Below are 12,396 nucleotides of genomic sequence, written 5' to 3'. Positions count from 1 at the left end.
GCGTGGCGGTTCGCGGCCGGAAGATGACACCTTTGCGGCCCGTGGAATAGTGCCGCTACCTGCGTATAGTTGGCGCCATGACAACTCGTACTGAAGAAGATTTGCTCGGCACCGCCGAGGTCCCCGCCGACGTCTACTACGGCATCCACGCACTGCGTGCGGTGGACAACTTCCAGATCTCCCAGAGCACCATCAACGACTTCCCGGCGTTCATTCGCGGCATGGTGCAGGTGAAAAAGGCCACCGCGCTGGCGAACCGCCGCCTCCACGTCCTGCCGCGCGACAAGGCCGAGGCGATCGTGTGGGCCTGCGACCAGATCCTCGACGAGGGCCGCTGCATGGATCAGTGGCCGACCGACGTCTTCCAGGGTGGCGCCGGCACCTCGGTGAACATGAACACCAACGAGGTCGTGGCCAACCTGGCGCTCGAGCACCTCGGCAGGGAGAAGGGTGAGTACGACGTCATCAACCCGAACGACGATGTCAACATGTCGCAGTCCACGAACGACGCGTACCCGACCGGGTTCCGCCTCGGCGTCTACTACGCGGTGCAGGAGCTCCTTGAGGAGCTGGACAAGCTGCAGAAGGCGTTCCGCGCGAAGGGCGACGAGTTCGCCGACATCATCAAGATGGGCCGCACCCAGCTGCAAGACGCCGTGCCGATGACGCTGGGGCAGGAGTTCACGGCGTTCGGCTCCAACCTGAGCGAGGAGCAGCGCACGATCTCGAACGCGGCCGAGTCGCTGCTCGAGGTCAACCTCGGCGCGACCGCCATCGGCACCGGCATCAACACCCCGAGCGGCTACAAGGACCAGGTTGTCGCCGCGCTGCGCGAGGTGACGGGGCTGAACATCCAGGCGTCGCCGGACCTCATCGAGGCGACCTCCGACACCGGCAGCTACGTCATGATGCACGGCGCGATCAAGCGCGCGGCGATGAAGCTCTCCAAGATCTGCAACGACCTGCGCCTGCTCTCCTCCGGCCCGCGCGCCGGCCTCAACGAGATCAACCTCCCGGAGCGCCAGGCCGGCTCGTCGATCATGCCGGCGAAGGTGAACCCGGTGATCCCGGAGGTGGTCAACCAGGTCTGCTTTAAGGTCTTCGGCAACGACGCCACCGTGTCCATGGCCGCGGAGGCGGGCCAGCTGCAGCTCAACGTCATGGAGCCGGTCATCGCGCAGTCGCTGTTCGAGTCCATCCGCCTGCTCACCAACGCCGCGCAGACGCTGCGCGAGAAGTGCGTCGACGGCATCACGGCGAACAAGGAGGTGTGCGAGGCGTACGTGACCAACTCCATCGGCATCGTTACCTACCTCAACCCGGTCATCGGCCACCACAACGGCGACGTCATCGGGCGTGAGGCGGCGGCCACGGGCAAGAGCGTCTACAACCTCGTGCTGGAGAAGGGCCTCATCGAGGAAGACGACCTGAAGAAGCTGCTGAGCAAGGAAAACCTCATGCACCCGGAGTACCGGGGCAAGCTCTACGTGGACGACTCGGAGCACGAGCAGAGCGAGTCGAGCGAGTCGCAAGCGCAGCACGGCGAGACCCACGTGCCGAGCGCGGCCGGCGACACCGCCGAGGAGCCGTACCCGGAGGCCGAGTAGCCCCGCACCCGGCGCGTTTCCGATTGGTGTGACGAATAGAGGATAATTGGGGCATGCTTCTCGTGGTCCACCTCGTCATCCTGTTCGGTGCGATCATCCTCGGCGCCCGCATGGGCTCCATCGCCATCGGGTTCGCCGGTGGCCTCGGGGTGCTCCTGCTCGGCGCCACCGGGATGCCCGTGTCTGTCGACGCGATCCCGTTCGACGTCATCGGCATCATCATGTGCGTTATCGCCGCGATCTCGGCGATGCAGCTCGCTGGCGGCATGGACTACCTCGTGGACATCGCGGAGCGCTTCCTGCGCCGCAACCCCGAGCGGGTCACCGTCTACGCGCCGATCGTCACCTGGCTCATGACAGTGCTCGCCGGCACGGGGCACACCGCCTTTTCCACCATGCCCGTCATCGTGGAGGTGGCGAAGGAGGGCGGCGTGCGCCCGTCGCGTCCGCTGTCGGCGGCCGTTATCGCTTCGCAGATGGCCATCGTGGCGTCGCCGATCTCCGCGGCGGTGGTGTTTATGGCCTCGGCGCTCGAGCCGCACGGCGTCGGCTACCTGCAGCTGCTCGCCGTGATGGTCCCGGCGACGTTCTTCGCCATCTTCCCGATGGCGTGGGTGGCCAACCGCATGGGCCCCGAGCTCGAGGACGACCCGGTCTATCGGCAGCGCGTTGCGGACGGGCTCGTCTCGTCGCCAAGCGAACGCTCCAACTACGCCGCTCCGCGCGGCGCGAAGGCGTCGGTGGGCATCTTTGCCGCCGCCATCCTTGTCGTGATGGTGTACGCGACGCTCATCTCAGACCAGATCGGGCTGATCAGTAACCCGACGGTGCCGCGCAACGAGGCGATCATGGCGATCATGCTCGCCGCGGCCGCCGCGATCGTGCTGGTAGCGAAGACGACGGCGGCCGAGATCCTGAACACCCAGGTGTTCCGCTCCGGCATGTCCGCCTGCGTGTGCGTGCTCGGCGTCGCGTGGCTGGGCACCACGTTCATCGACTACTACCTCGACGACATCAAGCGCATCGCCGGCGGCGTGCTCACCGCGCAGCCGTGGCTGCTCGCGGTCGTGCTCTTCGTCGCGGCGTCGCTGCTGTACTCGCAGGCCGCGACGGCGAAGGCGCTCATCCCCGCGGCGCTTTCCATCGGGGTGAGCCCGCTCACCGCGCTCGCGGCGTTCCCCGCCGTTTCCGCGCTGTTCGTGCTGCCGACCTACCCGACACTGCTCGCCGCGGTGGAGATGGACGACACGGGCTCGACCCGCATCGGCAAGTACGTGTTCAACCACCCGTTCCTCGTGCCGGGGGTGGTGTGCGTCGCCGTGAGCGTGATCCTCGGATACGCCATCGGCGCGGCTGTAGTGTGAAGGCATGAGCACTCGTTCCGACGTCGAAATCGCCCAAGCCCACACCCTCAAACCCATCACCGAGATCGCGGCGAAGGCCGGCGTCGCAGAAGACGCGCTGATCCCGTACGGCAAGCACATGGCCAAGGTAGATATCACCCAGGTGCCCGCGGGCTCGCCCGGCAAGCTCGTCCTGGTCACGGGCGTCTCGCCGACGCCGGCGGGGGAGGGGAAGTCCACCGTTCTCATCGGGCTCACCGACGCGCTGGCGAAGCTCGGCCAGAACGCCATGGTGGCGCTGCGCGAGCCCTCGCTCGGCCCGGTGATGGGCATCAAGGGCGGCGCGGCCGGCGGCGGCTACTCGCAGGTCGTGCCGATGGAGCAGATCAACCTCCACTTCACCGGCGACTTCCACGCGATCACGAGCGCCAACAACACGCTCGCCGCGCTCATCGACAACCACATCCACCAGGGCAACGCGCTTGGCATCGACCCGCGTCGCGTGACGTGGCAGCGCTGCCTCGATGTCAATGACCGCAGCTTGCGCAACGTGGTCACCGGCCTCGGCGGCCCGGCCCACGGCGTGCCCGCGGAGACCGGGTTCACCATCACCGCCGCCTCCGAGATCATGGCGATCCTCGGCCTGGCCACGGGCCTCGCCGACCTCAAGCGCCGGCTGGCCAACATCACCGTCGGGCTCACCTACGACAACAAGCCGGTCACCGCGGGCGACCTCGGGGCGCAGGGCGCGATGGCAGCGCTGCTCAAGGACGCGGTGAACCCGAACCTCGTGCAGACCCTCGGCGGCACGCCCGCGTTTATCCACGGCGGCCCGTTCGCGAACATCGCCCACGGCTGTAACACGCTCATCGCCACCCGCACCGCCCAGCAGTACGCGGACATCGTGCTCACCGAAGCGGGCTTCGGCTCCGACCTGGGCGCGGAGAAGTTCTTCGACATCAAGGCCCGCTACGGCGGCCTCGACGTCGCGGGCGCCGTCATCGTCGCCACGATCCGCTCGATCAAGCACAACGCCGGCGTGGCCAAGGCGGACCTCGCCGCGGAGAACGTCGCGGCGCTCGAGGCCGGCATCGCCAACCTCGAGCGCCACGTCGAGAACGTGCGCAAGTTCGGGGTCACCCCGGTCGTCGCGCTCAACCGCTTTGCGACGGACACCCAGGCCGAACTCGCCTACGTCAAGCAGTGGGCGCAAGAGCGTGGCGTCGCGCTCGCGGAGGCCGACGTGTGGTCCGCCGGCGGCGACGGCGCCATCGAGCTCGCGCAGACGCTGCTGGACAACCTCGTCGAGGGCAGTTCGCACCCGCTCTACGACCCGGCGGACGGCGTCGAGCACTCCATCGCGACGATTGCGCGCGAGATCTACCGCGCCGGCGACGTGCAGTACTCCGCGGCCGCGCTGAAGGACCTGCAGACGCTTAAGGACAACGGCTTCGATTCCCTGCCGGTCTGTATCTCCAAGACGCAGTACTCCTTCTCCGACGACCCGGCGCGGCTCGGGGCACCGACCGGCCACACGCTCCACGTGCGCAACCTCATCCCGCGCACCGGCGCCGGATTCGTTCTCGCGCTCACCGGCGATGTGATGACGATGCCGGGCCTGCCGAAACAGCCCGCCGCCAACACCATCGACGTCGACGACAACGGCGTGATCAGCGGCCTATTCTGATTCGACCGCGTCCGCCCGCGACCCCGGCCACCCGGGGTAGGCCGGCGGCGTGCCCCCGAAGACCGGGCACAGCGACTGGAAGGCGCACCACCCGCACAGCTTCGACTCCTGCGGGCGGAACGTGCCCGCCTTGCCGTCCGCCTCGATCTTCCACCACAGCTCGGCGAGGTCGCGCTCGAAGTACTCGAGCTCCTCGCGCGAGGGGGTAAGGATCATCGAGTCCATCACCTTGAGGTACATGAGCTTGAGCTGGGTGGGGATGACCCCGAAGAGCCGCCAGTACACGAGCGCGTAGAAGCGCATCTGGAACTGCGCGTCCTGGGAGTAGCGCAGCTGCGGCTTCTTGCCCGTCTTGTAGTCGACCACGCGCACCTCGCCGGTCGGCGCGATGTCCACGCGGTCGATGAACCCGCGCACCGGCACCCCGTTCGGCAGCGTGAAGTCCACCGGCATCTCCTGGGCGTGTGCGTCGAAGCCGAGCGGGTTTTCCATGGTGAAATAGCCGCGCAGGAGCGTGCGGGCGTCGACGAGCAGCTGGTACTCGTCTTGGACGGGGGCGGCGCACTCCGGGGCGTCGCTACGCATCCGCTCCCAATGCGGCTTGAGCCGCTTCACGGCCGCCGGGTACGTGCGCTCCTCGCGCGGCCAGGTGAACATCTCCTCGAGCACGGCGTGGACGAGGGTGCCTTTCACCTGCGCCTCCGTCGTGGGTTCGGGGATGCGGTCGATGGTGCGCAGCCGGTACTGCAGCGGGCAGCGCTTGTAGTCGGACGCGCGGGAGGGCGACAGGGCGAGGGGGCGCGGTTGCGAGGTGGGAGTCATGGTGCCCCACATCTTAGAGTGGGGGCATGACACAGTCGTTTATCGATTTCCTCGCCGCCAGCCCGTCCGCCTTCCACGCCGCCGCCAACGTCGCCGAGCGGCTCGAGGACACAGGGTTTTCGCGGAGCGTTTCGCTTGACGACGACGCCCACGCCCCCGGCGGGCACTACATCGAGCGCGACGGCGCCGTGGTGGCCTGGTGGGTGCCGGAGGGCGCGCACCCCCGGTTCCGGGTCGTCGGCTCGCACACGGACTCGCCGGGGTTCATGGCCAAGCCCGACCCGGACGTCGTGCGCGAGGGGTGCCGGCAGGTAGCCGTCGAGGTCTACGGCGGGCCGATCCTGGCCAGCTGGTTCGACCGCGACCTCACCTTCGCGGGGCGCGTGGTCACCGCGGACCGCACCGAGCACCTCGTCAACACCGGCCCCGTCGCGCGCGTGCCCAATCTGGCCATCCACCTCTACCGCGGGGACGTGCCGGAGATCGACAGGCAGGTGCACACGCAGCCGATCCTCGGCGTCGACCGCCCGCTGCTCGAGCTCGCCGCCGCGTCGGCTGGCGTCGACGCGGGCGACATCGTTGCGCACGAGCTCGTCACTGCCGACGCGCAGCGCGGGAAGGTGCTCGGCGACCTGCTCTCCGCGGGGCGCCTGGACAACCTCACCAGCGTGTGGGCGTCGCTTGAGGCGCTGCTCGCGGCGAAGGACGACGCGGAGGACATCCTCGTGCTCGCCGCGTTCAACCACGAGGAGGTCGGCTCCGCGTCCACAGCCGGCGCGGGCGGGCCGCTGCTCGAGCGGGTGCTCACCCGCGTCGCATCCGGGTTCGGCGACCCGGCCGCGATCATCGCGGACTCGATCCAGGTCTCCGCCGACGCCGCCCACGCGGTGCACCCGAACTACCCGGGCAAGCACGACCCGACACACCACCCGCTGCTCAACCGCGGGCCGGTGCTGAAGATCAACGCGAACCAGCGCTACGCCTCCAACGCCGCGACGGAGGCCGAGTGGATAATCGCCTGCCGCGCCGCCGGCGTGCCGGTGCAGACGTTCGTGGGCAACAACGCGGTGCCGTGCGGCTCCACGATCGGCCCGATCTCCTCGACGCGCCTCGGGCTGCCCACCGTCGACGTCGGCGTGCCGCTGCTGTCCATGCACTCCGCTCGCGAGCTGTGCGGGGTGGACGACATGGACTACTTCGCCCGCGCGCTCACGGCTTTTTACGCCGGCGCGCGGTAGGGCATACTAACCGCCATGTATTCGGGACCGTTCCAGCCAGGCGACAAGGTGCAGCTCACCGACGCGAAGCGCCGCCACTTCACCATCGAGCTCAAAGAGGGCGGGCAGTTCCACTCCCACAAGGGCATCGTCGCCCACGACGACATCATCGGCGCGGACGAAGGCTCGGTGGTCAAGTCCACCCTCGGCTCGGACTTCCTCTGCTTCCGCCACCTGCTGGTGGACCACGTGCTGTCCATGCCGCGCGGCGCGGCGGTGATCTACCCGAAGGACGCCGCCCAGATCCTCGTCGAGGGCGATATCTTCATGGGCGCGCGCGTCCTCGAGGCGGGCGCCGGGTCGGGTGCCTTGTCGATGTCGCTGCTGCGCGCCGTGGGACCGGAGGGCCGCGTGTTCTCCTACGAGATCCGCGATGACCACCTCGCGTTCGCGCGTGACAACGTCGCCGAGTACTTCGGCGGCGAGCCGGAGTGGTGGACGCCGCGCCTGGGCGACTTCGGCGAGATCACCACCGACGACCTCGGCGGGCCGGTCGACCGCGTCATCTTGGACATGGTGGAGCCGTGGCTGTTCATCGACACGGTCAAGGACGTGCTCATCCCCGGCGGCGTGTTCATGACGTACGTGGCCACGGTGCCGCAGCTGATGAACATCATGGAGGCGATCCGCGGCGCGAAGTGCTTTACGGAGCCGCGCGCGTGGGAGACCCTGCTGCGCGAGTGGAAGGTCGAGGGTCTGGCCACCCGCCCGGAGCACCGCATGAACGCGCACACCGCGTTCCTCGTGTGGACCCGTCGGCTCGCGGACGGGGTGACGCCGCCGCGGCCGCAGCGCAAAGCGCGTCGATAAGCATCCGCTCCGCGGTAGGCTCGAACGCATGTCTCCTCTCGACGACGACGCCTTCGGCCCCGAACTGCGGGATCTGAAACGCAAGAACCAGGAGCTCGGCTCGCGCAACGCAAAGCTCGCCGAGCTGCTGAAATCCAGCCGTGACAACCTCAACGACCTGTACGCGAAGGTCGAGGAGCTCGGCGAGCCCGCGTCGACGTACGGCATCTACCTGTGCGGCTCGCCCCGCGACGGGGAGGCCGAGGTGTTCACCTCGGGCCGGCAGATGCGGCTGAAAATCTCGCCAATTGTCGACCCGGCGGCGCTCGTGCCCGGCACGCTCGTGCGGCTCGGGGAGGGGACCGTGGTGGTGGAAGCCTGCGGGTTCACCCCGACCGGGCAGCTCGCCACGATGGTCGAGCGCATCGGCGGCAACCGCGCCGTCGTCGCGGACCAGCAGGGCGCCGAATCCCTCGTCCTACTCGCCGAGCCGCTGTTGACCACGGTGCGCGCCGGCGACACCGTGCTCATCAACGCGGCCGCGGGCTACGCCTTCGAGCGCATCGCCAAGACCGAGGTCAACCAGCTTTCCCTCGAGGAGGTGCCGGACGTGACCTACGCCGACATCGGGGGCCTGGCCTCGCAGATTGAGACGATCCAGGACTCCGTGGAGCTGCCGTTTTCCTACCCCGAGCTCTACGCCGCCTACGACCTCAAGCCCCCGAAGGGCCTGCTGCTCTACGGCCCGCCCGGCTGCGGCAAGACGCTCATCGCCAAGGCGGTGGCGAACTCGCTGTCCACCCGCATCGGCGACGGCGGCAAGGCACACTTCATCAACGTGAAGGGCCCGGAGCTGTTGAACAAGTTCGTCGGTGAGACCGAGCGACGCATCCGCCTCATCTTCGAGCGCGCCCGCGAGCTCGCCTCCGAGGGCTCGCCCGTCATCGTCTTCTTCGACGAGATGGAGTCGATCTTCCGCACCCGCGGCTCCGGCGTCTCCTCCGACATGGAGACGACGGTGGTGCCGCAGCTGCTCACGGAGATCGATGGGGTGGAGGACATCGCCAACGTCATCGTCATCGGCGCGACCAACCGCGAAGAGCTCATCGACCCGGCCATCCTGCGCCCCGGGCGCCTGGACATCAAGATCCGCGTCTCCCGCCCCAACAAGGACGAAGCTAAAGACATCCTCGCGCGCTACATCAACGACGAGATTCCCCTCGCGGACTCAGCCTCCACACTCATCGACGTCACCGCCGACGCCATGTTCGAGCCTCGCCCCTTCGTGCGCCTCGAGCTTGTCGACGGCTCCACGGAAATCCTCCATTACTCCGACTTCGTCTCGGGCGCGATGATCGCCAATGTGGTCGACCGCGCGAAAAAGTTGGCGATCAAGGACAACATCTCCGGCGCCTCCGATGCCGGCGTCAACGCGGGCCACCTGCGCGAGGCTGTGGCGTTGGAGCAGCAGGAGAGCGAGCACCTTCCCAATACGTCCAACCCGGACGAGTGGGCCCGCATCTCCGGGCGCCAGGGCAAGCGCGTGGTCGCGGCAGAGGTGTTGAACTACTGGCCTATCGGCTAGCCAGAGAATTCCTCATCGAACAGGAATTGGTCGATGGCGATGGCGACGCCGGCACCTGTTCCGATGGCCTGGGACACTTGATCCGGGGAGCTTACGACATTGCCCACTGCCCAGAGCCCCGGTTGTGACGTCTTGCCGCCTTCAACGGAAACCCATCCGTCAACAACTGTGCATCCGGCCTTGCGCAGTAACTGATCATTGGGGATGAAGTCCGGGCCGGTAAAACATGCGTCATAGCGAATCGTTCCGGAAGCGGTCATGACCTCGACCGAAGTATCGTTTTCGGCAGCAGGGGAGACGCGGACGACGCCGTCGCGGTCGAGCACAACCCCGGTTGCTTCCAGCTTCTGCAGTTGCTCTTTCGTCGGGTCGAGGCCGTTGAGGTGAAGCGTTACACTCTCCGACCATTTCGTGAGAAGCGACGCCATCTTGAAGGTGAACGCGGGATTCTTCCCGCCTATGACCCCGACGCTCTTTCCCGTGGCTTCGTAGCCGTGGCAATAAGGGCAATGGAAGACTCTGCTTCCCCACATGTCCCTTAAGCCTGGAACTTCGGGGAGGGAGTCGGTGATTCCGGTTGCAACGAGGGTTTGAGATGCTGTCAGGGATCTTCCGGATTCCGTTTCCGCAACCCAGTTGTCTCCGCCGACTCGGGCCAGGGATTCGACGCGGTCCTGAAAAATCACTCCGCCGTACGCTGCGAACTCGGTGTGCCCACGCTCGAGTAGAGTCGTGGGCCTCACTCCATCGGAACCGAGAACGCCGTGCATGTGCTCGCTGGATCGATTCCGCGGTTTTCCGTCGTCGATAATGCACACCTTCCGACGCGCGCGAGCAAGGTTGATAGCCGCGGCTGTTCCGGCAAATCCACCGCCGATAACTAGGACCTCGAAAGACCCCTCTTCATCCCCGCGCATTCGAGCGAGCCGCTCTCGACTGGATTCGTCCATGAGTTTCTCACCCTCGTTCGTGTTTCGGATCTAGCCCAGGGTAGCGACATGTCGAAGTACCGCGTCCACGGCGCGGGTGAAGTCAGTGTCGCCAAGGTGCGCGAAACTCAGTACGAGCCCGTCGCCCCCGCCTGTCCATAAGGCAGACTCGCGGCCACACTCGACGCCTTGTGCCTGGAGTGATGCTACGAACGCGTCTCGCTGATCCCCTGCGGGGAAGTGGACCGTCACATCGGCACCGTCCCCGGGCGCGAGTTGCGCCTCCGCGTTCGCTTGTTCCAGCGCGGGAATGACCCGCTCGCTTAGGACCGTCCGGCGACGGGCAAGTTCCCTGTGGACGGATTGGGTATTGCGGCGGACAACCCCGCCGTCGAGAAGCGATGCGATGGCGCGTTGGGTCACTGCGGAAACTGGGACGCCAAGCACTGCGCGAACCTCACGTAGCCTGTCCGCGGTGGTGGGAGAGGCCACGACGTAGCCTGCCGCGAGCTCGCGGGAGAGCAGCGTCGAAAACGTGCCGAGTGTGACCACGTCGGCCGCGGGGGCGAGCGAGGTCAGAGTGGGCTGCGGAGAGATCCGGTAACGCAGCTCGGTGTTGAAATCGTCCTCGATGAGTACGGTGTCCGAGCGCGACGCCCACTCCAACAGCTCAGCGAGGCGCGGGGCGGGCATCGACCCGCCGAGCGGAAAGAGGTGCGACGGCGTGACCAGCAGAGCGTCGAGGTCACCGGGCAACTGCTTCACGACGATCCCCGCGCCATCCGTCCCGCACGCCACCGCCTCATGGCCGCCGAGCGGAATCACCCGCCGAAGGCCCGGGTGGCCGGGGTCTTCCACACCTACCCGCAGCCGCGGGCCGAGGGCCAAGAGGATGAGCATGAGGCCTTCGCGGGAGCCGCCGGTGACCAGGATTTGCTGCGGGTTGACCGTCATGCCGCGGGAGAGCCGGAGGTGGTCAGCGATTGCCTGGCGCAGCTCGGGTTCGCCGGCTTTGTCCATGCCCCGGCCGTTGGCGTTTACCGGGTCGCCGGCGGCTTCGCGCCACGCCTTGCGCCAGGCGGCGGGCCGGATAATGCCCGCTGAACCAGGTGAGGGTTTGAGCGAGATTGTCGCCTGCGGTGTACTCGGGGCGAATTCCTTAGCGGGCTCGGGGGCATCGGCGGAAGCGACGGTGAGCTCCGGGTGGATACGTGTTGGCGCACCTTGGGAGGTCAGGAGGTAACCCTCGCTGGCGAGCTGCTCATAGGCGGCGACGACACTGCCGCGGGAAACTCCCAGCTGGGTGGCAAGGGCGCGTGTGGAGGGCACTTCGTCACCCGGCCTAAGTCGGCCGTTTGCAACGGCAATACGAACGTCGGCGGCGATCTGGGCGGGAATTGACGGCTTCACTGGTCCAAAGAATGTAAACGATACTGGCACTTGGAATCTACCAGTTGCTGGGGCAGACTGAGCGGTATGTCTGACGTACAGGAACTCAACGAGAAATTCATCGGCGGCGTGATCATGGACGTGGTCACCCCCGAGCAAGCGAAGATTGCCGAGGACGCCGGCGCGGCGGCCGTCATGGCGCTCGAGCGCGTGCCGGCGGACATCCGCGCCCAGGGCGGCGTGGCCCGCATGAGCGACCCGGACCTCATCCAGGGCATCATCGACGCCGTCGATATCCCGGTCATGGCCAAGGCCCGCATCGGCCACACCTACGAGGCGAAGATCCTCGAGCACCTCGGCATCGACTACATCGACGAGTCCGAGGTCTTGAGCCCCGCGGACTACGAAAACCACATCGACAAGCGCGCCTTCGATGTGCCGTTCGTGTGCGGCGCGACCAACCTCGGAGAGGCGCTGCGCCGCGTCAACGAGGGCGCGGCCATGATCCGCTCGAAGGGCGAGGCCGGCACCGGCGACGTCTCCGAGGCAACGAAGCACATCCGCAAGATCCTCGGCGAGATTTCCGCGCTGCAGGCGATCTGGGACGGCAACCGCGACGAACTCTACGTCGCGGCGAAGGAGCTGCAGGCGCCGTACGACCTGGTTTCCTGGGTCGCGGAACACGGCACGCTGCCGGTGCCGCTGCTCGTCGCGGGCGGCGTATCGACGCCTGCGGACGCGGCCCTCATGATGCACCTCGGCGCGGACGGCGTCTTCGTCGGCTCCGGCATTTTCAAGTCCGGCAACCCCGCGGCCCGCGCCAAGGCGATCGTGACCTCGGTGCGCAACTGGACCGACATCGCCGTAGTGACGGAGGCGTCGCGCGGCCTTGGTGAGGCCATGGTGGGCATCAACGTCGAGGAGCTGCCGGCGCCGCACCGCATGGCCGAGCGCGGCTGGTAGGCCGC

Annotated in this window: 9 protein-coding genes and 1 pseudogene; 7 read left to right on the top strand and 3 right to left on the bottom strand. The window is 67.4% G+C overall.

What is annotated here, in order from left to right:
• Window positions 1-77: 77 nt before the first annotated feature.
• The 3 genes and pseudogenes from aspA to CJEDD_RS06665 all read left to right on the top strand — a co-directional run.
• A pseudogene (aspA, locus tag CJEDD_RS06675) lies at window positions 78-1,496 on the top strand (aspartate ammonia-lyase); the annotation flags it as partial.
• A 164-nt stretch (window positions 1,497-1,660) separates the two neighbouring features.
• Window positions 1,661-2,971, top strand: a complete 1,311-nt coding sequence (locus CJEDD_RS06670) for an anaerobic C4-dicarboxylate transporter (protein WP_042405732.1) — start codon at window positions 1,661-1,663, stop codon at window positions 2,969-2,971.
• 4 nt (window positions 2,972-2,975) lie between these two features.
• A complete protein-coding gene (locus CJEDD_RS06665; protein WP_042405734.1) occupies window positions 2,976-4,637 on the top strand; it encodes a formate--tetrahydrofolate ligase in 1,662 nt (553 codons plus the stop codon).
• On the opposite strand, the gene CJEDD_RS06660 is transcribed toward CJEDD_RS06665, so the two are convergent.
• Window positions 4,629-5,459, bottom strand: a complete 831-nt coding sequence (locus tag CJEDD_RS06660; protein WP_042405765.1) for a RecB family exonuclease — start codon at window positions 5,457-5,459, stop codon at window positions 4,629-4,631. The genes CJEDD_RS06665 and CJEDD_RS06660 overlap by 9 nt on opposite strands.
• A gap of 26 nt (window positions 5,460-5,485) precedes the next feature.
• Here CJEDD_RS06660 and CJEDD_RS06655 point away from each other — a divergent pair, with 26 nt between their 5' ends.
• From CJEDD_RS06655 to arc, 3 genes are read left to right on the top strand one after another with little or no spacing between them, the layout of a single operon-like run.
• On the top strand, window positions 5,486-6,697 hold the full coding sequence (locus CJEDD_RS06655; RefSeq protein WP_042405736.1) for a M18 family aminopeptidase: 1,212 nt from the start codon (window positions 5,486-5,488) through the stop codon (window positions 6,695-6,697).
• A gap of 15 nt (window positions 6,698-6,712) precedes the next feature.
• Window positions 6,713-7,546, top strand: a complete 834-nt coding sequence (locus tag CJEDD_RS06650) for a tRNA (adenine-N1)-methyltransferase (protein ID WP_042405739.1) — start codon at window positions 6,713-6,715, stop codon at window positions 7,544-7,546.
• A 28-nt stretch (window positions 7,547-7,574) separates the two neighbouring features.
• Window positions 7,575-9,110, top strand: coding sequence for a proteasome ATPase (gene arc / locus CJEDD_RS06645; RefSeq protein WP_042405742.1), 1,536 nt, complete (start codon window positions 7,575-7,577; stop codon window positions 9,108-9,110).
• Here the strand turns inward: arc and CJEDD_RS06640 are convergent.
• Both CJEDD_RS06640 and pdxR read right to left on the bottom strand, forming a co-directional pair.
• Window positions 9,107-10,060, bottom strand: a complete 954-nt coding sequence (locus CJEDD_RS06640) for an NAD(P)/FAD-dependent oxidoreductase (RefSeq protein WP_232297672.1) — start codon at window positions 10,058-10,060, stop codon at window positions 9,107-9,109. The two genes, arc and CJEDD_RS06640, sit on opposite strands and share 4 nt — an antisense overlap.
• Window positions 10,061-10,090: 30 nt before the next feature.
• Complete coding sequence (gene pdxR / locus CJEDD_RS06635; protein ID WP_052333729.1) at window positions 10,091-11,449, bottom strand: MocR-like pyridoxine biosynthesis transcription factor PdxR; 1,359 nt, start codon at window positions 11,447-11,449, stop codon at window positions 10,091-10,093.
• Between the two features lie 66 nt (window positions 11,450-11,515).
• On the opposite strand from pdxR, the gene pdxS reads away from it, so the two are divergent.
• Window positions 11,516-12,391, top strand: a complete 876-nt coding sequence (pdxS, locus tag CJEDD_RS06630; RefSeq protein WP_042405745.1) for a pyridoxal 5'-phosphate synthase lyase subunit PdxS — start codon at window positions 11,516-11,518, stop codon at window positions 12,389-12,391.
• Window positions 12,392-12,396: the final 5 nt, after the last annotated feature.

Source organism: Corynebacterium jeddahense (genome assembly GCF_028609865.1).
In the GTDB taxonomy this organism is placed as follows: Bacteria; Actinomycetota; Actinomycetes; order Mycobacteriales; family Mycobacteriaceae; genus Corynebacterium; species Corynebacterium jeddahense.
The sequence above is the reverse complement of the archived record's forward strand: the minus strand, read 5'-3'. Positions and strand labels throughout refer to the sequence as shown.